Source organism: Flavobacterium sp. SLB02, from assembly GCF_009664855.1.
Taxonomy (GTDB): Bacteria; Bacteroidota; Bacteroidia; order Flavobacteriales; family Flavobacteriaceae; genus Flavobacterium.
Genome location: NZ_CP045928.1, coordinates 1536263 through 1561451, shown reverse-complemented (window position 1 = coordinate 1561451; position 25189 = coordinate 1536263). Strand labels below are relative to the sequence as shown.

Below are 25189 nucleotides of genomic sequence, written 5' to 3'. Positions count from 1 at the left end.
AGGCGTTTTATATTATTTTACATTTTTTTTACATTTTTTTCACTTTCGACTACTCCTTCCCTGTTTTTCAATCGTCTTTATAATAAAGATCATTATTTGACATAGGATTCTCTCCTGTTTTAACAAGATCATTGCATTAAAACAAAAAACACCCCGATTTACTATAAACGATTATTAACTCACAATCAAAACGCAAATGCAACAAAAAGTATTTGAAGAATTATTCGAAAACTACCTGCAGAATAATTTATCTGAGGCAGAACAACAAAAACTGATGGAGATTATCCAGTCGGGCACGCATGATGATTTTATAAAAGAAAAGATTCAGTCGCTGATGAAGGAAAATCAGAATATTGAAATACTGGATAAACAAAAAAGTGATGATATACTTAGCTTTATTCTTTCACAATCATCGGCTCCAAAAGTTATTTCGATTCATGATAATAAAAGATCCTATAGAAAAATTGGAAGAACGCTGGTTGCCATTGCCGCAGCGATTACCATTTTGTTTGCTTTAAGAACTGTTTTTGTTGCTGAAAATGTACCCAATGTCATAAAAACAAAAGAAGAAAATGTAGAGAAAGAGAGCTCGATTCTGGCATTTAATGGAAAACAGCTAATTCGCTTACCTGACGGAAGTACGATTATCCTAAACGATAAAAGCAGTATCACGTATGACCAAAATGATTTTGACAAACAAACCAGAGAAGTTACACTATCCGGAGAAGCTTATTTTGATATTAAAAGAAATGAGAAAAAACCATTTATCGTACATACGGGAAAAGTAAGTACGAAAGTTTTGGGAACTGCCTTTAATATCAATGCTTACGACACATCTGATAATATAGAAGTTACAGTGGAACGTGGTAAGGTACAAGTGGGAGATGTAAAGAAAACATACGGTATAATCACGCCTAACCAGCAAATAAAGGTAAACAAAAATACCTTAGACTTTGAGCAAAACAATATTAAAATCGAAACTGCAATCGCCTGGAAAAGTAATTACCTGATTCTGGATGATATCAATATGGAAGAGGCGGTTGCGCTAATTTCCCAAAAATATAAAGTCTCGATTGTATTAGAAAATGAAAACATTAAAAAATGCAGAATTACTGCCAGTTTCTTAAATGAAGAAGATTTAGATCATGTTCTAAAAGTAGTGTGCAGTGTGATCGAAACTACTTATCATTATAACCAAAATAACACCATTGTCCTGGAAGGAAAAGGCTGTGAATAGAACCAATAACGGAGTATTAACCTTTTAAAAACGATATAAAAAACTAGCCAAAACTAAAATAAAAAAGCCATCTAGCTCCTACACCAGATGGCCGCGATTCTTAATAATTAATTCCAGTAACCATTAAAAAACATGCAAATTTATGAAATTACGCTGTAAAACAACCATGTTTGACAGGGAAAAGACATCTACGTCTTTTTTTAACCTGTCAAAAAAAACCATTATGATCATGCGAATCAGTTTATTCCACATTTTCTTACTGACCTGCGGCACGCACATGGTCTTCGCCAATGAAATGAGCGGTCAGAATCTGGAAGCGATATCTGTAGATATTGAACTTCATAATCAGGATATTAAAACCCTTTTTAAAACGATTGAAAATAAGACAGGATTACTATTTGCTTACCAGCCACAGATCATAAAAGATTTCCCTAAAGTAAGTACTCCAAAAGGGCGCCGTAGTGTAAGCGATATTTTAAATAGTGTACTTCAGGGCAGCAATTTGGTTTACAAACAAGTAGACAAAAATGTAGTGATTTACAAAAAAGAAAAATCTAAAACTGAAGCTGATACAGAAACTAGTGCTTCTAAAAAAGAAAAAATTGAAGATGCCGATTATATGCTGACAGGAAAAATTCTTGATGAAAACGGTCAGCCGCTGCCAGGTGTTACTATTTCGCTTTTAGGAGGTAACAGACAAGGTGTTTCTGATTTCGACGGACAGTTTTATGTTCAGCTTCCGTCAGGAAAACATACCCTTAGAATATCTTATTTAGGCTATAAAACACAAGATATTACGGTTGAAAACCAAGTATCTGTTACCATCAAAATGCAGCCCGATTTGGCTAAACTAGATGAAATCGTCGTGATTGGTTACGGTACTACAACCAAAAGAACTTCGACAGGATCTGTAGTAAAAATTACGGCAGAAGATATCGAAAAACAGCCGGTAACCAATATTTTACAAACACTTCAGGGAAGAACTCCGGGTGTTTTTGTAACTCAAACATCCGGTTATGCAGGATCTGACATGAATATTAGTATTCGTGGAAGAAATTTTATTGCCGGAAACAATTTACCTCTTTATATTGTTGATGGGGTTCCTTATATTGGAGACGATATTAAGGAACAGGTTCAGGATCAAAATGTTATTAGAGGTGCCCAAAAATCGACCAGCCCTCTTAATATCATCAATCCAAATGATATAGAAAGCATCGAGATCTTAAAAGATGCAGATGCAACGGCAATTTACGGTTCAAGAGGAGCCAATGGTGTGGTATTGATTACGACCAAAAAAGGAAAATCAGGAAAAACAGAATTTACGGTAACTACCAATTCAGGAGTTTCTGAAGTAGCCCATATGGCAAAAACATTAGGAACGCCTGCTTATTTAAACATGCTGCAAACGGCACTAACCAATAACGGTGATGTTGCAGATGTTGATAGTAACGGTATTGCTATTACTGACTGGGACCCGAATGCGCAAACAAACTGGCAGAAAAAATTAATAGGCGGAACAGCTAATTTCAATAACTATTCTGCGTCATTAAGAGGCGGAAATGACACCACAAATTTCCTTTTAAGTGGTACTTATCATAAGGAAACTACTGTTGTACCGGGAAATTTTAGCTATGACAAATTCTCTACCAACTTTAATATCAATCACAGTACACTTGATAATAAATTAAAAGTTGGGGCTTCTGTAATTTTCGCAACAGATAATAATAAACTGCCCTTTTTTGATATCACAACTTATGCTGTAGGCACTGCTCCTAACCGTCCGTTGTACAATGCAGATGGCAGTTATTACTGGTCTCCGGATTATTTTAGCGATATTAATCCGCTTGCTGCTTTAGAGAAAAGAGTAGACGATAAAGGAACTAACTTAATTACAAGTTTAAGCCTTCAGTATGAAATTGCAAAAGGATTTTCTTTTAAAACAGATCTTGGATACGGAAGAGCGCAAATGCAGACCAAACAATTCATGCCGGCATCAGCAAGTAATCATGTTTATGCAGAAGCCAATGGCATGGATATGAACTTTCAAAGATCGTATACTGTTTCTACCAATAATACCAATAATTTTACTGTAGAGCCACAGCTGAATTATACCACTGAATTATGGAAGGGAAACTTAACTGCATTAGTTGGAGGTTCATGGCAAAACAGGAAATCTGAAATGCCTTCTTATGTTAGTTCAAGCGGCTATAGTTCGGACAATTTAATTGGAAATCTGGGAACTGCAGAAAACGTAACGGCTACTAACGGAAGTGCAGAATATAAGTACATTTCTCTTTTTAGCAGACTTAACTATAATATTGATAATAAATACATCCTGAACATTAACTTTAGAAGAGATGGTTCATCACGTTTTGGAGCGAATAATCGTTTTGGAAACTTTGGTTCTGTGGGTGGTGCATGGGTATTTACTCAGGAAAAATTCTTAAATAATGTAAAATGGTTAAGTTTTGGAAAACTACGTTCCAGCTATGGAGAAATTGGAAGTGACGAAATTGGCGATTATCAATATGCTGAAACTTTTGACACTCGTACTTACGGCGACGGAAATGCTTCTATGGCAGCAGCCAGAATTGCAAATCCTAACATCAAATGGGGATTAACAAAGAAATTTGAAGCTGCTCTTGATTTAAGTTTCCTAAACGACCGTATTTCTTTTACCGCTGCTTATTATAAAAATACGTCAAGTAACCAATTGGTAAATTATACCCTTAGTGCGCAGGCAGGTTTTACAACCTATACAGCAAACTTACCGGCAAAAGTTGAAAATAAAGGATGGGAATTTACTCTTGCGACGACCAATATTCATACTAAAAACTTTAACTGGTCTACTTCTTTTAATATTTCGACCAATTCAAATAAGTTAGTATCATTTCCGGGTATAGAGTTCACCAGCTATTACTCTCAATATGTAGTAGGAAACCCTTTAAACAGCAGGTATTTGTATAATTATACCGGTGTAAATGCTAATGGAATTGCTCAGTTTGAAGATCTAAACGGAGACGGAAGAATCTCTTCAGGATATGCTGAAACAGGCAAAGGTGACAGAAAATACGGCGGGCCATCTTACCCTCAATATTATGGTGGGATCTCGAATACCATTACCTATAGAGCTTTTACTCTTGACTTTTTGTTTCAATTCGTCAAACAGGATGGTACTACTCTAATGTCTTCTACAGGAGCTCAGCCGGGTTATCCTTATTCAACTGCGAATTTTCAGGTAGACGAATACAATGATTATATCGCACAAGGAAATGTTTTAAGTTCAGGTTTTCAAAATAGTTTTTTTAATTATTTAGGATCCAATGCTTCTATTGTAGATGCATCGTATATAAAACTTAAAAATGTAAGCGCTTCTTACCAGATTCCTTTAGATGAGGTAACAAAGAAATATTTACAGAGTATTCGCCTTTCGGTTCAGGGACAAAACTTGGTAACATTTACAAAGTACAAAGGTCTTGATCCGGAAACACAAGGTTTGGCATTGCCTCCATTGCGTACCATCACTCTAGGAACTCAGTTTACATTTTAAATCTAAAAAATCATGAAAAATATTTCTACTAAATATACCTGTGTATTTTCGTTTTTTCTTTTATTAGGACTTACAAGTTGTGATAATGCTCTGGATGTTGATCTTCCAAGCAATCAGCTCTCATCAGAAAGTGTGTATGCTACCGAGGCAACAGCCGAAGCTGCTGTAAACGGAATCTACCAAAGCATGGTTGCCGATTTTTTTTATAACAGGGTACATGCGCTTCTTGGGCAAACAGCTGATGAATTAGTGCCAAGAACAGGTATTGCCAATGTTTACAGTTCGAATGAAATTCCGGAAACTGACGGAACTATAAACGCTAACTGGGGCGAATTGTATAAAACTATTTACAATACTAACAATGTCATCGAAGGACTTAGTAAAAGTACCTCTATTAATGCCGTAAAAAGCAAACAATGGATTGCCGAAGCTAAATTTCTAAGAGCGTATTCTTATTTCTACCTGACCAATCTTTGGGGGAGTGTGCCGCTGGTACTTACTACAAATGTAGATGTATCAGCATTGTTGCCGCAATCTTCGCAAGAGGCCGTTTATGCACAAATTTTACTGGACTTAACAGATGCTTCAAAAGATCTTCCAACAGATTATAAAAACTATGATCAGGAAAGAATCAGAGCTACAAAATGGGCGGCAGAAGCTTTATTGGCAAGGGTAAATCTTTATTTAGGAAAATGGAATGAGGCATCAACCCATGCATCTGCTGTAATTAATCAAACTGGTACTTATGGTTTAATTACCGGATTAACAGTATCTAACAGCCCTTTTATTGCAGATAATAAAGAGTCGATTCTTCAAATACCGTATTATAATGTTGATTATACTTACGAAGGATCAACTGTATTTACAACCGGGGGTACTTTATTGCTAAGAAAAGGCAATGCGCTTTTTGAAACTGGCGATGCCAGAAAAACAAACTGGACCATTGATATTACTGACAGATTGGGCGTATTTTTAGGTATTGCCCCGCATAAATACCAAAATGATTTTGGGGACTCTCCCTCAGAGCGCTCTACCCTGCTTCGATTAGCAGAACTTTACTTAATACGCGCCGAAGCCAGAGTAAAATCGAATGATATTACCGGAGCTCAACAGGATATTAACGCAATTCGAAATAGAGCTTTATTAGAGAATACTACGCTAACAGATCCAAATCAATTATTGGACTTAATTGCTCTTGAGAGACAACGCGAGTTTTTTGCCGAAAACGGACATCGCTGGCTGGATCTTAAAAGAACCGGAAAACTAGATGAAACACTCTCTGCTTTATCGGATAAAATCTGGAAATCTACGGATAATTTATATCCTATTCCAGAGCCGGCACTTCGCTCTAATCCTTTCTTAAACCAAAATTCTGGATACTAAACAAATAAAATAAACGCAAGAATGTTACTTAAAAAACATTCTTGCGATTTTTAAAAACACTATGGAAACAACAATTGTAAGAGTTGAGGACTTGTCACATCAATATAGTAAGGATTGGGCAATACAAAATATTAGTTTTGAAATTAAAACAAACAGAATTTTAGGTCTTTTAGGATCTAATGGCGCTGGAAAATCAACTACTATGAATATTCTTTGCGGGGTTTTAAACCAAACCAAAGGAAACATTTTTATTGATGGAATTAATTTAAAAGAAAACCCTGTCGAAGCCAAAAAATTAATTGGCTTCCTGCCACAAACACCGCCATTGCATTTGGATTTAACGGTAGATGAATATTTGATTCATTGTGCAGAATTAAGACATGTGAAAAAAGAAGATTTAAAGTATGCCTTAGAAAAAGCCAAAGAACAATGCGGCATTGCACATTTCAGCAACCGCTTAATCCGAAACTTATCAGGAGGTTACAGACAGCGTGTAGGTATTGCCCAGGCTATTATTCACGAACCTAAATTAGTAGTTTTAGATGAACCAACAAACGGACTTGATCCTAACCAGATTTTAGAAGTTAGAAAATTAATCAAAAAAATATCCAAAGACAAAGCTGTTATTTTCTCCTCTCACATTCTATCTGAAGTTCAGGCAACCTGCCAGGATATCAGAATGATTGAAAACGGACATATGGTTTTTTCCGATACGCTTGATGCTTTTAATAATTATATCGAAGCAGACAAATTAACGGCAAGTTTTGAAAATCCGCCGGCTCTTGAAGCATTAACAGATATTGCCGAGATAACGAATGCTGTTTTTCTGTCTCCAAAAAAAGTACAGATCACTTTTACCGGAACTCAGGAAGTCGCCGAAAAAATTATTTCGCTAAGTGTCTATAACAACTGGAAATTGAGAGAAATTCAATTTGAAAAAGTATCTCTGGACGAAATTTTCGCACAATTATCTAAAAAAGCGCCTTCTAAAAACGCTATTCTTTCTTAAAAAACAAACAAATGAAAACAATATACAGAATCGCTAAAACAGAACTCAACACGATGTTTTATTCGCCGGTTGCATGGGTCGTTTTAGTCATATTTTCCATCCAGTCCAACTGGAAATTCTTTGACTCTCTGGAACGCTTTGAAAAATCTCAGAAAATGGGCGACGGAATGGGTAATTTGTCGCAAGCTCTTTTTTCAGGATTCATGGGCTTATATACTGAAATGCAGAATTATTTATATCTATATGTTCCGCTATTAACAATGGGATTGATAAGCCGTGAAATCAACAGTGGTTCTATCAAACTTTTACTTTCCTCGCCCATTAAAATCAAAGAAATTGTACTAGGCAAATATTTAGCCATTGCCGCTTACTGTCTTTTATTTGTTGGTATATTGGGACTACAGGTCGTTATTTCTTATTTCTCTGTCGAAAATTTAGATTTAAAATTTGCTATTTCGGGACTTATTGGTTTGTATTTACTGGTTTGTACCTATGCTGCAATTGGGCTTTTTATGTCTTGTTTAACTTCTTATCAGGTTGTTGCTGCGATTAGTACATTGGTAGTTTTAGCAGGATTAAATTTTATTGGAAAATTATGGCAGGATGTCGAGTATGTAAAAGATATCACTTATTTTCTATCGATCGCCGGTCGTGCAAACGAAATGCTCGAAGGTCTAATTATCAGTAAAGATGTATTGTATTTTATACTGGTTAGCAGTCTTTTTATTGGCCTGAGTATTTATAAATTACAAACCGGAAGAGATGCACAGCCCGTTTCTAAAAGAGTTTTAAAATATACTTTACTTATAAGTGTTGTTTTGGCCCTTGGCTATATTACCTCAAGAGCATCTCTGACGTTCTATGAAGATATGACACGCAATAAAGACAGAACATTAACCAAAACGAGCTTAGATATTGTTAATAAAATAGAAGGACCAATTACGCTTACTACTTATGTAAACTTATTAGATATTAACTATTATATGGCTATGCCATATTCGCAAAATCAGGATATTTCAAGTTTTCAAAACTACACCCGTTTTTTGCCTCAAATGCAAATGGAATATGTGTATTATTACGACACTTCAAACAATGAAGCATTGTATGCCCAAAACCCGGGATTAAATGATAAACAGCTTGCCGATAAACTGATCGAAACGCAGAATGTAAAACTTAAAAAATTATATTCTCCTGAAGAAATTAAAAAAATTGTTGATCTGAAACCGGAACAAAACCGAGTGGTAAGAACAATCCAATACAACGGAAAGAAAACATTTTTAAGAATGTTTGATGATTTATTTAAAGCTCCGGGCGAAAAAGAAATCTCTGCTTCTTTAAAAAGGTTAGTGGTTCCTGCTCCAAAAATTGTTTTTGCCACCGGAAACATGGAGCGAAGCATTGATAAAAACGGAGATAAAAATTACAAAACAGGATTCAATGAAATCACTTTTAGATATTCACTTATCAATCAAGGTTTTGATGTTTACTCTGTAGATATTAATGCGCAGAATATTCCGGAACAAACCGGTATTTTAATTATTGCCGATCCAAAAACACAATTGAGTCAGGGTGCCATTGACCGTATTACGAAGTATATCGACCAAGGAAAAAATGTAATGCTTTTATCTGAACCTGAGACCAATTCGGCTTTAGCTGCTATAACAGATAAATTAGGATTGAGTTATACCAAACAAACACTGGTTCAGGAAAGTGAAACCAACTCTCCGGATTATTTAGTAACCGATCTTCAAAAAAATACAGATCCTGCTATCATTAAATTTAGTAAAACCAGAAATGATTATCCAATTCCGCTTTTAGGAAGCAGCGGAATCAAAATCGTTAAAGATGCCGGATTTAAAGTTACACCACTTTTAAAAACCAATAACCAGCCTGCATGGGAATCTCAAATGGGAATTACTTCAGTTTCCGAAAATTTGAAGAAACAGCCTTCTGTAACGGCTATTCCCCTGGTTGTGGCATTAACGAGAAATATTAACGGAAAATCCCAAAAAATAATTGTTGCCGGAGATGCTGATTTTATGGGTAATGCAGAGTTAAGCCGAAGCGGTTCAGGAACATTTCAATTTTTTACTGATGTTTTCAGCTGGTTCAGCAATTACCAATATCCAATCGATACTACCCGTCCGGAAAATACAGATAAGAAAATAACCATCAATGCAAATCAGGTTTTCATCAATAAAATTGTCTTTATTGGGCTATTTCCTTTATTGATCATTTTAAGCGGTGCTTTTATACTAATTAGAAGAAACAGAAGATAAAAAACATTAAAATGTATACTAAAAAAAATATCATCATAGGCATTTTAGCGCTGTCTGTTCAGGGTGCGTTTGCTCAATTCAAAACCAATATTGCGCTGGATAAAAACGTGACAACCGGAAAATTAAAAAACGGATTAACGTATTATATTTTGCACAACGAAGAGCCAAAAGACAGAGCGAGTTTTTACTTTGTTCAAAACGTTGGCGCCATACTCGAAGACGACAATCAAAACGGATTGGCGCACTTTCTGGAACACATGGCCTTTAACGGAACAGAACATTTTAAAGGAAAAGGGATCATTAAAATGCTGGAAAAAAACGGAGTAAGTTTTGGTAAAGACATCAACGCTTATACCGCTCAGGATGAAACTGTTTACAATATTAGCAGTGTTCCCATTGCTAATCAAAAACTAATTGATTCTACACTTTGGGTACTTCATGACTGGTCAGGATCGCTGTCTTTAACTGATACCGAAATTGATGCAGAAAGAGGTGTAATCAGGGAAGAATGGAGAACCCGAAGAACGAGCGGTTTTCGTTTAAAAATGCAGACGGATCCTGTTTTATACAAAGGTTCAAAATACAGTAAAAGAGATGTTATTGGTGATTTAAATATCATCAATAACTTCAAATATCCCGAATTACGCAATTACTATAAAAAATGGTACAGACCCGATTTACAGGCTGTGATTATTGTGGGAGATATTGATGTAAAAGTAATGGAGCAAAAGGTCAAAGCAATATTTTCGGGTATTGCTTTGGCTAAAAAAGCAGCTGCCAGAACCTATGCGCAGATTCCTAAACATGATGAATTGTATTTTGGAACTGCATCAGATAAAGAGGCTTCATCAACTTCTATTACGCTTCAGTATGTTCTCGATGAGCCCTTATTAAAAGACAGCACAGTAACGCGTAAAAACGTAATGAGCTCTTTTTATACCAGTATTTTAAACAATCGTTTCAGAGAATTAATCCTAAAAAACCAAGGTTCGGCATTAAACTTAAAAACTTATTTCGAACCTGTTTCAAGATTAAATACATCCTTTAATATTTCGGCTTTAGCCAAAAAAGGAAAAGCGATTCAGGCTTTTGAAGAAGCGTATACCGAAGCAGAACGCTTAAAACGTTTTGGTGCCTCACAAGCTGAACTAGACCGAACAAAAAAGATTTTCATAAGCTCGTACGATGATTTTCTCAGTAATAAAGATAAAGTCGACAACGATAGCTGGGCAGATAAACTAACGAATTATTTCTTAAAAGCAAAACCTTTTCTTTCTGCAGACGATGATTATAAATTGATTGTTGGTATTATTAAAAGCATCAGTCTGGAAGAATTGAACGCTTATGCGAAAACTATCCAGAAACCTATAAATCAAGTAGTTTTGGTGACTGGTTCTGATCAGGATAAAAATGATTTTCCAAATAAGGAGGCTGTTGTTAATGTGATGAAAAAGGTTGAAAGTATGGCTTTAGAACCGTATACCAAAAAAGAAAACAATGCACCTTTAATAGAAAAAGAATTAAAACCTGCTGCTATCAAAAAGACATTTGAAGTAGCCGGAATTAAGGATGCTAAAGGTTATATTTTAGAGAATGATGCTAAAATAATTGTGCTTCCAACAACATATTCACAAGATCAGATTGTTTTCTCTGCATTTTCAAAAGGTGGTAAATCGTTGGTAAAAACAGAAGATCTGGCTTCCGCCGAAATTGCAACAACACTTGCAAGATCTTCAGGTTTAGGGAATTTTGACAACATGGGCTTAAAAGAAAAACTAACCGGAAAAGTAGCGCAGGCCTCCCCTTTTATTGGCGAAAATACGCAGGGTTTTCAGGGAAGTTCCAACAAAGCCGATTTCGAAACGATGCTGCAATTGCTTTATCTTTCTTTTGAAGTGCCACGTTTTGATCCCAATATTTTTAGTATTCTGAAAGAGCAGTATAAAAACAATCTCGAAAATATCAAACAAGACAACACAAACACTTTTAAGGATACTATTGAACTGGCGAATTCTAATTATAACCCGCGTACATTTATATTTAACGAGAAATTCCTTAAAACTATTGATCTGAAAAAAGCAGAAAGTATTTATCGTGACCGAATTAAAAATGCTGGTGATTTCACCTTTATTTTTGTTGGAAACATCCCGGATTCAGCCATAGAACTGATTCAGAAATACATTGGAAACATTAAATCAAATCCGGCTTTAAAGGAAAGTTATGTAGATCATAATATTGAACCTAAGAAAGGAAAAACCGAAGTGCATTTCACACGTCCGATGGAAGTGGCGAAAACAACTGTTTATTTAAACTTAACCGGAACAATCCAATACAGTAAAGAAAATGCTTTGTCGATGTATGTCATTGGAGAAATACTATCAAAGCGGTTCCTGCAGACGATTCGCGAAGAAGAAGGCGGCAGTTACGGCGTAAACGTTGGCGGAAATCTGGAAATAATCCCAAAACCAACTTTTAGTCTTGCCCTGACTTTTGACTGTAATCCTGATAAAGAAGAAAAATTAATGCAGATTGTCTGGAAAGAATTAAACGATTTAAAATCAAATCCGGTCAATGCAAATGATTTAGAGGACATTAAAAAGGCACTTTTAAAAAACAGGGAAGAATCACTTAAAACCAATTCTTTCTGGAACAACACGCTCTATAACAACAGTTTAAATCAGATTCCGTTTTTACAGGAGGAAGAATATAAAAATTTAATTTCTAAAATTAATCAAAAAACTATTCAGCAGTTTAGTAAGCACGTTTTGGATAGTTCTAGTAGTGTCGAAGTTATTATGAGCCCTGAAAATCAATCAGGAAAGTAAAACTTTAGATTACATTTTTATTTTATTAGTCATTAAAGGTTGTCTTTGCCAGGACAGCCTTTTTTGTTTTTATATACCGCATTTAAAAAATGAAACACTAAAAAAAACATCGCTTTAAACAAAAAAAACGCCTCATTGCTGAGACGTTCTTCAAATTTAGTCATGTTTTTATTTAGTGGTGATTATCATGTCGGTGATCCTTACCTTTATTAGAATTCCCTTTAGATTTATCTGGATGATCGTTTTTAGAATTTCCGTTTTTATTTTTATACTTGTTATTTTCTTTATACGCTTTATCCGGTTTGTTACCTCTGTTTTTTTGAGGTTTTCCGTGATATCCTTTTGGATATTCAGCTCTGTGTTTTTTATGATACGTATAAGGAGCATCTCCTCTGTAATCATTTAAAACTACCTTATATCCTCCGTACAGATCATATTGTCTGTAGTTTGAAGGTAATCTGCTTTGTCTGATCCATCTGCCGTTATTATCATAAATAAACTGTTTTTGGGTAACATCATAATAGGTGTCGATATCGGGCAAATAGTAATATCTACTATCGTCATAACCTTGTGGACCCCAACTTGGAGGTGTACCAATATTTACATTGATCGAAACTTGCGCGTGGGCAAAAACACTCATCAGGAGCATTAGTGCAATTACTATTTTTTTCATTTTTGTGGTATTTAGTATTAATGTATTTAATACAATGCTAAAGTAGTGCCATTTATTTGCTTTTATACTCCTCATTATACAAAAACACTAAACCAATCGACGAATAGTACCTCAGAGCCGACAAAATGTAAAAAAAACGCCTCAAAATTTTGAGGCGTTTTTATACATATTTTAATTTGTGACGATCATCATAAAAATGATTTACCGATATCTCTTATTTCCATCCACCACCCAGAGCGCGGTACAAATCAACTACAGCTTGTAATTTCTGTAAATTATCATTTACACCACTCAATTGAGCTGCTAAAAGATTTTGTTCTGAGGTTAATACATCTGTATAATTAGTGGCAGAACTGTATTCTAAAAGTTGTTGTGTAAAATCTACTGCTTTTTCTAATGCTTCGATTTGTTTTTCTCTTGAATCTTCTTTTTCAACCGCCATTTCATAAGCATACAAGGCATTCGAAACTTCCTGACCTGCAACTAAAAGACTTTGTTGAAAATTATTAAAAGCCTGCACTTGTCTTGATTGCGCGTTTGTTAATCTTGCTTTATTAAGTCCTTGATTAAAAATAGGCTGTGTTAATCCTCCAATTATAGAATAAAAAATAGACTGATCGAAGAAGTTTTTTAATTGCAAAGTAGACAAACCACCACTTGCGGTAAGTGTTAAACTTGGATAAAAATAAGTTTTAGCCATATTAGTGGTCTCAAAAGCAGTTCTGAAATCAAACTCAGCCTGACGAACATCCGGGCGATTCTCTAACAATTGCGCTGGTAAACCAATAGCTATTTTCTCAGGAATAACCTGCTCACCTAAAACCCCTCTTTCGATTGGTCCTGATGGTTGTCCTAATAAAATATTAAGTGCATTTTCTGTCTCGCGAATGCTTCTTTTTAAATCCGGAATCAACACTTCGGCTGCATGCTGGTTGGCCTCACTTTGTACAACAGAAGCACCTGTTACAATTGCGCCTTCTTTTAAAGCTTTTATAACTTCGACATTTTTAATACGGCTTTCTAATGTAGATTTCGTAATTTCTAATTGCTTGTCATACGATAATAATAAGAAATAATTATTAGCAATATCCGAAATCAACTGGGTTTGTACCGCTTGTTTTGCCGCATCTGTAGAAAGATAAGTGGCTAAAGCTGCTCTTTTAGAACTACTTAATTTTCCCCAAATATCAGCTTCCCAAGACGTACTCAGACCCATTTTATAAGTCGTAGTTAACGTATTGATATTGATTCCTGCCGGAAAATTTAGTGCTGCCTTAGATTGCTTATTACGTGTTGCATTAGCATCAAAATCCAAAGTTGGATAATAAGCCAATTTGGTTTGACGTAAAGTTGCGCGCGCCTGTACGATATTTTCTATTGCATTTTTTAAGTTCAGGTTCTGGTCTAGTCCTTTCTGAATTAAAGCGTTTAGTTTTTGATCCTTAAAAACAGTCTGCCAAGGCATATTGGCGATAGTAGTCGAGTCAGCAGAAGTCTGATCTCTGTATAAATTATCTGTCGATAATGTTTTGGGACGCTCGTATTTTTTGGTAACACAGGCACTCAAAAGAGTGACTGTAATTACCATAAGAATATATTTATTTGAACTATGAGTCATTTTTTCTTAATTAAAATTATTACTCTTTATGAGCTTCGATTAGTTGTACCTCTTCATCATCATCTTCATCATCATCATAACCATCTTTTGCCGGGCCACTCACTTTTTCCTGTAAGGTCTGGAAAATGATAAACAATACCGGAATAACAAATACTCCCAAAATGGTACCAATTAACATTCCTCCTACTGCTCCTGTACCAATTGATTTGTTTCCTACAGCTCCTGCTCCGGAAGCAAACATCAAAGGAACAAGTCCTAAAATAAAGGCAAAAGAAGTCATTAAAATCGGTCTTAAACGCGCAACGGCTCCTTCAACTGCTGCCTGTACAATTGGCATTCCTTTACGCCTTCTGTCTAAGGCAAACTCTACAATCAAAATACCATTCTTGGCCAGCAATCCAATCAACATGATTAAGGAAATCTGCAGGTAAATGTTACTGTTTAATTTGAAAATAATCGAGAACAAATAAGCTCCTGCCAATCCAAACGGAATCGAAAATAATACTGCAAATGGTAAAATATAACTCTCGTATTGTGCACTTAATAAGAAATATACAAAGACAAGACATAATATAAATATGAAAATGGTTTCGCTTCCTGAAGCCAATTCCTCACGTGTTAATCCTGAGAATTCATATCCGTAACCTGTTGGAAGTTCTTCTGCTGCAACTTCCTGAATAGCCTTAATGGCATCTCCCGAACTAAATCCAGGATTTGGAGCTCCCGTAATAGCAATAGACGAGAAAAGGTTAAACCTTGAAATAGATTCTGGCCCAAAAACTCTGGTCATTTTTACAAACTCTGTAATTGGAGCCATTGTTCCTGCACTGTTTCTAACAAAAATTTTGTTAAGCCCTTCTGTATTTGTTCTAAACTCAGGAGAAGCCTGAATCATAACACGGTATTGTTTTCCAAATTTATTAAAATTCGAAGCATACAATCCACCATAGTACCCTTGCATCGTTGATAAAATCGTATTGACAGGTACACCTGCATCTTTCGCTTTTGCCAGATTAATATCCATCATATATTGAGGGAAACCTGGATTAAATGGTGTGGTGGCATATTGAATTTCAGGGCGTTTTGACAACTTTTCTAAAAAATCAGTATTTACTTTAAAGAATTCAGCCGTAGTGTGTCCTCCTTTATCCTGCAATTGGAATTCGAATCCACCACTTTGTCCAAATCCCTGAATTGTGGGAGGAGAAATAAAGAAGATATTAGCTTCACGAATGCCGCTTGTTTTGGCAAACAGCTGACCAATTACATCATTTACACTCAAATCACGTTTCTCCCAAGTCTCCAGTTTTACAATTACCATACTGTAAGCACTTCCCGCTCCGGCTGTAAAGTTCTGTCCCACAATTCGAAGTGTGTTTTTAACACCCGGAATTGTTTTGGCAATACTATCTACTTTTTTTGCAATTATATCAGAACGCTCCATAGAAGCAGATGGCGGTAAACTAATATTGGCAAAAACAGTTCCCTGATCTTCCGCAGGAACGAAAGCAGACGGCGTGGTTTTCATCATATAAAATAAGGATGCACCAGCAATAACTATCGCTGCCAATACGATCCATTTTTTTACAGAAAGAAATTGAACTGATTTTTTATATTTATTGGTAACATTATCAAAGGCAACGTTAAACGATGTATAAAATCTTTGAATAAAACTTTTGTGTTTATGATCATCAGCGTGTGGTTTTAAAAGCAAAGCACACAATGCAGGACTTAAAGTCAAGGCATTAATCGCTGAAAGGATAATCGCAACGGCTAATGTAATACCAAATTGTTTGTAGAAAACCCCGGTAGATCCTGTAATAAAAGTTACCGGAATAAAGACCGCAGCCATTACAAGAGTAATCGAAATAATCGCTCCGGAAATTTCATCCATGGCATCAATCGTCGCTTTCTTAGACGACTTATAACCGTGATCCAGCTTGGCATGCACAGCCTCGACGACCACAATGGCATCATCGACCACAATACCAATGGCCAGAACCATGGCAAAAAGGGTTAATAAGTTAATGGTAAACCCAAATAAATTCAGGAAGAAAAAAGTTCCTACAATGGCTACCGGAACTGCAATGGCCGGAATTAAAGTTGACCTGAAATCCTGAAGAAAAATAAATACTACGATAAAAACCAATATAAAAGCTTCGATTAAAGTATGAATTACCTTTTCGATAGAAGCGTCAAGGTTTTCATTAACGTCAACAAGAATAGTATATTTTACTCCTTTTGGGAATATTTTTGCAGCCTCTTCAATAAGGGCTTTAGAATTGTTAATTACATCACGCGCATTAGATCCGGGAGTCTGGCTAATTGCCATTGCAGCAGATTCTACACCATTTGTTTTAATCGTTGAAGTATAACTTAGAGATCCTAACTCTACTTTAGCGATATCTTTTAATCGCAGCATTTGTCCGTTTCCAACAGATTTGATGATAATATCGCCAAATTCCTTTTCGCTGGTTAAACGTCCTTTATACTTAATTACATATTGAAAAGCCTGATCTCCATTCTCACCAAATTTACCCGGTGCAGCTTCGATATTTTGTTCGGCCAAAGCAGCCGAAACATCACTCGGAATCAACTTGTATTGTTGCATAACATCGGGCTTTAACCAGATTCTCATCGAGTAATCTTTTGCACCAAAAACCGTTACATCTCCTACCCCGACTACACGCTGAATTTGCGGTACAAGATTGATTTTAGCATAATTTTGAAGAAAGGTCTGATCATAAGCAGGATCATCACTGTATAAAGAGAAAATCAACAAGTTACTACTCTGGCTCTTTGTTACTGTTACACCCGCCTGAGTTACCTCTACAGGCAATAAACTAGTTGCTCTGGAAACCCTGTTCTGAACGTTTACCGCTGCTAAATCCGGGTTTGTTCCTACTTTAAAGAAAATTTTTATAGAGGCATTACCATCATTTGTTGCTGTAGAAGTCATGTAAGTCATGTTCTCTACACCGTTAATTTGTTCTTCAAGGGGAATTACAATACTTTTAAGTACAACGTCAGCATTGGCACCTGTATAACTTGCCGAAACGTTTACTGTTGGTGGAGCAATATCAGGATATTGAGATATAGGCAACTCAATAAGTCCTAAAACTCCCAGAATGACAATAATAACAGATATTACCGTCGAAAGTACAGGTCTTTGTATAAATATTTTAAACATTTTTTCTTATTTTAAGTCAGCGTAAACCGTTTCCTGATTCTGATTTTGAGCTTTAATTTCAGTTCCTTCTTTTAAAGCAGCGACTCCTTCTAATACAATTTGATCACCTGCTTTTAGTCCACTTGTTACAACATAATAATTCCCTGCTGTGTTTTCAAGTTTAGCAATATTGACATTTTTTGTTTTTCCGTCTTTCCCGACAGTAACAGCAAAGATTTTATCCTGAAGTTCGAATGTAGCACTCTGAGGAATTAAGATAACGTCTTTTACTTCATTAGGAATTCTCACAGTTGTACTGCTTCCGCTTCTGATGATTCCTTTTGGATTAGGAAAACGCGCTCTGATATTAACCGAACCAGTTTCGGTATTAATTAATCCGTTTACGGTTTCAATACGTCCTTTTTCAGGATAAGTTGAACCATCTGAAAGTAAAAGCGAAACGGCTGGCAATTGTTTGATTTTTTGTTCTAATGACGTTCCTGTACCACTTTGACTAAAATTTAGCAAAGCTTTTTCGTTCATTGCAAAATAAGCAAAAACGTTTCCTATACTGGAAACTGTTGTAAGGGGTTCAGTTGTATTAGAACTCACTAAACTTCCTAAACGAAACGGAATTGAACCCACCACTCCATTAACCGGGCTTGTAACTGTTGTATATCCTAAATTGGTTTTGGCATTTACTAAAGCTGCATTTGCCTGAGCTACTGATGCCAACGCCGACTCATAAGTATATTGAGCCGATTCAAGATCGTATTTACTAATGATTCCTTTTTCTACCAGTGGTTTTACTTTATTTACCGCCAGTTTTGCTGAACTTAAATCTGCCTGAGCACTTTTTATACTTGCAGTTGCTGTACGAACTTGTTGCTCGTATTCAGGTGCACTGATTTTAAACAAAGGCTGACCTGCTTTTACAACAGCACCTTCATCAACATAAATTTTATCGATATAACCTTCTACCCTAGGGCGGATTTCGATATTTTGCTGTCCCTGGATACTGGCAGGAAAATCTGTATTTAATGTAGCTGATTTAGTCTCTAAAGTCAGCGTTTTATACTCTTTAACTTGTGGTGCACCTCCGGCCTGAGCCGATTTGTCATTTTTATTACCACACGATGTGATAACAACAGCTACTGCGAGAATGCTTAAAAAGGATTGCTTATTCATTGTGAAAAATGTGTAATTATCAATTTATATCGAAACAAAAGAACTAAAATATAACAAACAAAAAATTTTCAATAGACGGAGCGCAAGAAACAATCGATAGATATAACTTAAGAACCGATGGAACTATATTTGCCAATACTATTACGTTTTACAACAGTCTCGTCGGCTCTAAAATGGTTTTTACGGGTTCTCATTCTATTTTGGGCGATTGCTTTTAAATCTTCTATAAATATAATGTAATATTGTCATAAAATCATCATATAAAATGTCACCAAACTTTTTTAAACCTTACATATTCACAGGATTACATATCCTTGCCTGGCTTTTATTGGGATTTATAATGCTGTTTTATATCCCTATAACCTGGAATGTAGTGCTTCCTACAGTTTTTTGGATTTGGCAAATGATTGTACTGGTTTTACTTATTATTATATTTTATTCTAATGCCAAAATCATCGTTCCTAAAACCATTATAAAAGATAGTACATCTCCTTTTTTACTTTGGGAGTTCTGTATCATCTTTGTTATGCAGATTATTGCCTATTTCTACACATCTCAAACAGATCTTCATACTAAAATCAGTTTGGTTTTAGGGTTTAAAAAATACAAAAACCCCTATTTTGATAATTACGTTTTCATGCTTACCTTATTGGTTTTGGGTATTAGCACGAGCTGGGCCATGTTACATCACTGGCAAAAAGCGGCGCAACACAAACAAAAGCTGGAGCAGGATAAAACAATGGCCGAACTGGCAATGCTAAAAGCGCAAATCAATCCGCACTTTTTCTTTAATTCGCTCAATAGTATTTATTCTCTTACTTATACCAATATCGAAGATTCCCGCAGTGCACTTCATACTTTAAGTCGTATGATGCGATATTTGCTTTACAGTACCGAGGGCGAAAGAACTACTTTACTAAAAGAAGCCGACTTCATGAAAGATTTTATCGCTTTAATGAAACTTCGAGCCAATAGCAAGCTTACCATAACAACCGATATACCCGAAAAAATACACGATTACCCAATTGTTCCTATGTTGTTATTACCTTTAGTAGAAAATGCTTTTAAACATGGTGTACATGCCACAGATAAAAGTGAAATACATATTAAACTCAGACAAAAAGAAAATAATCTTGAATTTGAAGTTGAAAATACTTTCTTCGAAAAAACATCAACAACACATCAGGGCGGAATTGGATTAACAAATACAAAACGCAGACTGCACTTAATTTACCCTAATAGTCATATTATGACTTGTGGTGTTGACCAAAACGGTAAATACAAAGTAAATCTGCAAATAACTTTAGAACAATGATGGTATTAAAATGTATAGCGGTAGATGATGAACCACTCGCGTTAAGACTGGTGGAAACTTTTATAGAACAAACTCCTTTTTTAGAATTAACCTGCAGCTGCGATAATGCGGTTGAAGCAATGAGTCTGATCCGCGAACAGCAACCTGATATTGTTTTTCTGGATATCAATATGCCCAATTTAACGGGGATGGAACTGGCCAGACTTTTGCAGGAACAACCCGGACCATTGCCTAAAATCATTTTTACTACCGCATATAACCATTATGCGATTGAAGGTTACAGGGTTAATGCTGTAGACTATCTTTTGAAACCTTTTAGCTATGAAGAGTTTTTAAGAGCTGCCAATAAAGTTTTACAAATCTCTGAAGAAGCATCAAACCAATACCCTTCTGTTACTGCTGATGATGAATTTATTTTTTTGAAGGTCGAATATCAATGGGTTCGAATTTCATTAAAAGACATTTTATACATCGAAAGTTTGAAAGATTATGTAAAAGTTCATCTTGAAGATACCCAGAAATCCGTAATGTCTTTAATCTCCCTTAAAGCGCTGGAAGAGAAATTGCCTGCATCAAAATTTATGCGCATCAATCGTTCTTTTATCGTTTCATTAGAAAAAATAAATGCGATAAGTAAAAATTCAATTTTTATTAATAAAACCGAAATAACTGTTGGGGAACAGTACAAGGAAACCTTTAAAACCATTGTAGAAAAATGGTTGAAATAATTATAATTTAAATCAAATGGAAAAAAGATCAAATAAATATTACCTGACATTAAGCTTAAAAGAATACGCAAACGGAGAAACCGAACCGGCAAAAGAACTCGGAATACAATTTGACAATCACGACGAAATATTCAGCATTATCGAAAGAATAAAAGATAAAAATATTTTTGAAGACCCTAATGAAGCAACACAATTTGCACTGGGCCTGAAATTGTTTAGCGAAATAAAATTAAAGCACCGTAAGAATCCTCTTTTTGATGAATTGAACGAAGTGTTTCCTGTTTTTATGAAAAAGCTGAAAAGTATGTAAAAAGTATAATAAAGACTGTTCTTTTTAGACAGTCTTTTTTTGTTTAAAATTAGTTGGTTCTTATTTTATACATAATGAATGTCAGCCTTAACGAGTCGAAGAGCGTGTCTATTGAAACGGGCTTTGACTTCACCTGGAAAAAACCAAAGTAACCACAATCTTATCGTTCTGGGCAACGAAGGATCACAATAGAAACTCTGCAAAGTAATTTCCTAATCTTTATCGAGATTCTTTGTCGAGTTTCTATTGTGATCCTTCCTGCGTCAGGATGACAAATATTTTGGGGTTATTTTGCGTGTTGATTGTTTAACGCAACCTTGTCTTCCTGAGGAACAAAGGATCACAGCAGGAACTCCGTAATCTTTGTCGAATTTCTTGTGTGATCCTCCTGTTTAAGGATGACAAAAAATGAGGATACCACCATTTCAAAATAATAAAAGAACAATTATAAAAACATCTTTAAACAAAAAAACACCAACTTTTCAGTGGTGTTTCTTTATACGAAAATATAAAAACTATGCTTTCGCTTTTCTTTTTACCGTACAACCAATTTCTTTCGTCTCAGTTATAGCAGGTTTTTGATTGCTTTTTAAGGCCGCAATAACATCTTCGGCATATTTTGTTTTCTCTGTTTTAGTGCCTTCCGGATCATTGTCGATTGCTCCTACATACTCTACGATATTTCCTTTTGTTGTTTTAGAAACAATAAAAAGATGCGGTGTATGCTTTGCTCCATATTGATCTGTAACTACTTGTCCCTGATCGAATAAATAAGGGAAAGGATATTTTTTATCTTTTGCCAATTGCTGCATTTTATCGTAAGCATCAGCTTTCGAAGCTTCAGGATCATTTGGGTTAATGGCAATTACAGGATATCCTTGCGGTTTGAATTTTTTATCCAGCTCAATTATTCTTTTTTCATAAGCCACTGCATACGGGCAGGTATTACAAGTAAAAACAACGATAAAACCTTTTGCTTTTGGGTAACTGGCAAAAGAAACCTCTTTCCCATCAACATTTTTTAATTTAAATTCAGGTGCTGTTTGTCCTGCCTTAAGCGTTGCCGTTTGTGCCTGGGCAAATAAAATACTAAATACTAGTATTGTAACTGTAGTAATGAACTTTTGCATAATTTATAGTTTTTTATATTCGGTTAATAATTGTTCGTAGGTAAATTCAGATTCGATAAATTTTCTTTGATCTCCTTTAATGAAGAGTGTTGCTGGAATACTTCCTGACCAGGATTTATCGATTCGGTCAATGTACTTTTGAGGATCGCTTTCGTTCAGTAAGAAAACCTGACTTTTCATGTTTTTTCTTTTTACAAAAGGAATTACAGCAGAGTTTAATTTTGATTTAAAATCAACGCTAACCAGCAAAACAGCAAGTTTTTCTGATTTAAATTCTGCGTTTAACTTTTCAAAATGAGGCAATTCCTTAATGCAGGGCGCGCACCATGTTGCCCAGAAATTCACTACATAAGTACTGTCTTTTCCGTTTTTGATTCTTTCGTTCAGCTGATCAATATTTAGCAGCTTGACATTTTGACTGTAAACACTTACCGAAAAAGCGAATAAAAGAAAAAGTGAAATTTTAAAAGCGGGGATTTTCATACTCGTAAGGCTTAAAATTAAATTTGCCTTACAAATATAAATTAATGACCACTTACTTTTTGTTAATAAAAGTTTAATGCTTTTCAATTTAACCGCTAAGGCGTGTAGGATCGAAGATTATTATTTGAACGAATGAAGAATTTTATTCAGCTCTTTTACATCTTCCTGATAACGCGAGTACTTTATTACATTTCTCACACTGTGATTTTCATTATTTGTTATACCAATTTCAGCTGTTTCCTGAAATGAAGAGTCCATTATTAAACCATTTAAAATACAATTGGCAATATATTCAGAATGCGATTCAAATTTAGGAATAGCTTCCAGATGTTTTATAATTGTTGGTTTTAAGACAGATTTCTGATTTTCATGTATTCCTGTCATTGGTAACAGAAGCAAAAAGAAAATGGGATTTTTTCCAAAAGCCAGCAATTCATTCAATGTTAAAAACCAAGCTTCAAAATGACCTCCTAAATTACCAATATAAATATCATTCAGAAAAAAATTGATCTCATATTCCTGAAATTCAACAGCAAAATTTAAATTATCTGTTAGATTCCCCGCAATATATCTTGGGTTTTCTTCGATCGATTCATGATTAAAAAATGATCTTTCCCAATTATAAAATTCGGTTTCATTGGTTTCTATAACATCAACTGCTTCATCGATATTAATTTCTTCTTTATCATCAAAACCTCTGAACCAGCATAAATAAAACTTCCAGAAAAAAGTATTTTCCCTAATTTCTTCTATATTTATTTCGTTATTCATTCTTTAAATTATCTTGTGGAGTCCACATTTTAAAGAATTTGAACATTTTTGGATATTCTTCTCTGGGTACAAATGCCAAACAAACTTCCTGATTATCCAAAGCAGATTCAGTTAATACAATATTGTCCGGTTCTTTCTGTGCATTTTTAAATTCTGTTTCAGAAACAACACAAACTACTTTTTTAAAGATTCCGTTGATCCAGGTTTGCATGTTTTCATTCTGTTCAAATCTTCTAAAACAGGCTAAAGAAGCGTGCGCAGTAATTACAGGAACCAACTTATCAGGAACACCCTGTTTTACTAAAATGTACATTTTCATATTATTATCTTTTTAGAGGTTATCCCCTGTCTTTTTATATTTCGAACAAACCTTATTCTATTAAAATTGCAATAACCTCATCAATCGAATATTCAAAATATTTTCTGTCTTTATCTTTGTTTCTTTGAAATAAATTAAGTCTGAATTTATTAAAATTAATTTCCAGAAATTTCATAAAATATCCATTTCCGTAAACTGTATTCTGATAAAACGTTGAAAAAAAATCTGAAACATGTTTCGTATTAATTTCTTCAAAAGTTTTCAATCTTCTTACTATTTCATAGACTTCCTCTTTGGTAAGAGAATTTACTTTTTGCGGGTCTGGTAACGAAATATCGAAAGCCAGATTTTCGGCACCCTCTTCTTCCCACCATTCCCACAAATTAAATTTCGACATCTCTTTACCTGTCATGAGATTAAGTTTTTCTTCGAGTTTTTTATATTCTATATTCTCTTCATCTCCATTTTTTTCACAATAATCTGTGTAATCCAAAATTGATTTTAATACTTCAGGATAACGGTTTTCGGCAACATCAAATTGAGGCTCTATTTCTTTTCGTAATTCCACTATTTCTCTTTTATAACTTATACTTCCACTTTAAACTGATAATTAAAATCTGCTGTATAATCTGGTTTTTCAGTTGATGGTTTCAAAACAAATTCAAAAGTGGGTTCCATGCTTTCAAATTGTTTTATTTCGCCTGAAACCGTTTCTATTTCTGTAAGCTGTTTTGTTAATCCGGCTAACACAGAAACTGTATACCAGCCATTTGGTAATTCTATCGTAGCATTTTTGAATTTCTTTAAGACTTCGACTGTTGGTGTTGTAAAATTTCTTAGATAAGGAATTGTATAAAGGTAAATTCGTCCGTTGACTACTTTTAAGCAATATCCGTCACGCTGATGCTGAAGTTCATTTTCTGGTTTTAAAAGCTCCGGAGTTTGAACCGAAAGATTGAAGTATACAGTGTACGGATGATTTTCAATTCCTATCATCGGTACCATTACTCCTTGTTCTACAACCTGATCACCAGTTTCTTCTGTAGTAAATTCCGTAAGCAAATCATCAGGCAAATTATTTTCAGTTTTATACTGCAATAAATAATCCGGATCGCCTAAAATGAAATAATCCATTAAGTCATTTAAAACTTCGTCGAATTTGTATAGAGACATATTGGTGATTTTATGTTTTTGTTTTAAAT

19 protein-coding genes are annotated in these 25189 nt (G+C 34.9%); 9 read left to right on the top strand and 10 right to left on the bottom strand.

All coding sequences use genetic code 11. The features are described from left to right. Positions 1-196 precede the first annotated feature (196 nt). The 6 genes from GIY83_RS06240 (at position 197) to GIY83_RS06215 (ending at position 12283) form a co-directional block, all read left to right on the top strand. Positions 197-1237, top strand: coding sequence for a FecR family protein (locus GIY83_RS06240; RefSeq protein ID WP_208685762.1), 1041 nt, complete (start codon positions 197-199; stop codon positions 1235-1237). A 223-nt stretch (positions 1238-1460) separates the two neighbouring features. Beyond that, on the top strand, positions 1461-4787 hold the full coding sequence (locus GIY83_RS06235; protein WP_208685760.1) for a TonB-dependent receptor: 3327 nt from the start codon (positions 1461-1463) through the stop codon (positions 4785-4787). Between the two features lie 12 nt (positions 4788-4799). Further along, on the top strand, positions 4800-6170 hold the full coding sequence (locus tag GIY83_RS06230; protein WP_208685758.1) for a RagB/SusD family nutrient uptake outer membrane protein: 1371 nt from the start codon (positions 4800-4802) through the stop codon (positions 6168-6170). Between the two features lie 61 nt (positions 6171-6231). Further along, positions 6232-7179, top strand: a complete 948-nt coding sequence (locus GIY83_RS06225; RefSeq protein WP_208685755.1) for an ABC transporter ATP-binding protein — start codon at positions 6232-6234, stop codon at positions 7177-7179. 11 nt (positions 7180-7190) lie between these two features. After that, positions 7191-9458 carry a Gldg family protein gene (locus GIY83_RS06220; protein ID WP_208685753.1) on the top strand — a complete coding sequence of 756 codons (2268 nt, stop codon included), beginning with the start codon at positions 7191-7193 and terminating at the stop codon, positions 9456-9458. Between the two features lie 11 nt (positions 9459-9469). Next, the gene (locus GIY83_RS06215; protein ID WP_208685751.1) at positions 9470-12283 is read left to right on the top strand and encodes a pitrilysin family protein; all 2814 of its coding nucleotides are present in this window, start codon (positions 9470-9472) and stop codon (positions 12281-12283) included. 172 nt (positions 12284-12455) lie between these two features. On the opposite strand, the gene GIY83_RS06210 is transcribed toward GIY83_RS06215, so the two are convergent. The 4 genes from GIY83_RS06210 to GIY83_RS06195 all read right to left on the bottom strand — a co-directional run bounded on the left by GIY83_RS06210 (position 12456) and on the right by GIY83_RS06195 (position 18931). Beyond that, positions 12456-12956, bottom strand: coding sequence for a hypothetical protein (locus GIY83_RS06210; protein WP_229029234.1), 501 nt, complete (start codon positions 12954-12956; stop codon positions 12456-12458). A gap of 214 nt (positions 12957-13170) precedes the next feature. After that, complete coding sequence (locus GIY83_RS06205; RefSeq protein ID WP_208685749.1) at positions 13171-14574, bottom strand: efflux transporter outer membrane subunit; 1404 nt, start codon at positions 14572-14574, stop codon at positions 13171-13173. Positions 14575-14593: 19 nt separating this feature from the next. Further along, positions 14594-17764 (bottom strand): efflux RND transporter permease subunit, encoded by a 3171-nt coding sequence (locus GIY83_RS06200; protein ID WP_208685747.1) that lies wholly within the window; start codon positions 17762-17764, stop codon positions 14594-14596. A 6-nt stretch (positions 17765-17770) separates the two neighbouring features. After that, complete coding sequence (locus tag GIY83_RS06195) at positions 17771-18931, bottom strand: efflux RND transporter periplasmic adaptor subunit (protein WP_208685745.1); 1161 nt, start codon at positions 18929-18931, stop codon at positions 17771-17773. Positions 18932-19196: 265 nt separating this feature from the next. Between GIY83_RS06195 and GIY83_RS06190 the strand changes: the two genes are divergently transcribed. The 3 genes from GIY83_RS06190 to GIY83_RS06180 are packed head-to-tail and all read left to right on the top strand — an operon-like array spanning position 19197 to position 21284. Next, positions 19197-20246 carry a sensor histidine kinase gene (locus GIY83_RS06190; RefSeq protein ID WP_208685743.1) on the top strand — a complete coding sequence of 350 codons (1050 nt, stop codon included), beginning with the start codon at positions 19197-19199 and terminating at the stop codon, positions 20244-20246. Beyond that, positions 20243-20974 carry a LytTR family DNA-binding domain-containing protein gene (locus GIY83_RS06185; protein ID WP_208685741.1) on the top strand — a complete coding sequence of 244 codons (732 nt, stop codon included), beginning with the start codon at positions 20243-20245 and terminating at the stop codon, positions 20972-20974. Before GIY83_RS06190 ends, GIY83_RS06185 begins: the two co-directional genes overlap by 4 nt. Positions 20975-20990: 16 nt before the next feature. Further along, positions 20991-21284, top strand: coding sequence for a DUF3861 domain-containing protein (locus GIY83_RS06180; protein ID WP_208685739.1), 294 nt, complete (start codon positions 20991-20993; stop codon positions 21282-21284). 515 nt (positions 21285-21799) lie between these two features. Here the strand turns inward: GIY83_RS06180 and GIY83_RS06175 are convergent. From GIY83_RS06175 to GIY83_RS06150, 6 genes are all read right to left on the bottom strand, one after another. Further along, positions 21800-22414: a thioredoxin family protein gene (locus GIY83_RS06175; protein WP_208685732.1), complete on the bottom strand. Its 615-nt coding sequence runs from the start codon at positions 22412-22414 to the stop codon at positions 21800-21802. 3 nt (positions 22415-22417) lie between these two features. Then, entirely contained in the window at positions 22418-22897 is a 480-nt protein-coding gene (locus GIY83_RS06170; protein ID WP_208685730.1) for a TlpA family protein disulfide reductase, read from the bottom strand. A 120-nt stretch (positions 22898-23017) separates the two neighbouring features. Then, a complete protein-coding gene (locus tag GIY83_RS06165; RefSeq protein WP_208685728.1) occupies positions 23018-23668 on the bottom strand; it encodes an Imm19 family immunity protein in 651 nt (216 codons plus the stop codon). Beyond that, complete coding sequence (locus tag GIY83_RS06160; RefSeq protein ID WP_194616183.1) at positions 23661-23987, bottom strand: hypothetical protein; 327 nt, start codon at positions 23985-23987, stop codon at positions 23661-23663. Before GIY83_RS06160 ends, GIY83_RS06165 begins: the two co-directional genes overlap by 8 nt. A gap of 52 nt (positions 23988-24039) precedes the next feature. Continuing rightward, entirely contained in the window at positions 24040-24555 is a 516-nt protein-coding gene (locus GIY83_RS06155; protein ID WP_208685726.1) for a hypothetical protein, read from the bottom strand. Between the two features lie 17 nt (positions 24556-24572). Then, entirely contained in the window at positions 24573-25160 is a 588-nt protein-coding gene (locus tag GIY83_RS06150) for a hypothetical protein (protein ID WP_208685724.1), read from the bottom strand. Between the last annotated feature and the right edge of the window lie 29 nt (positions 25161-25189).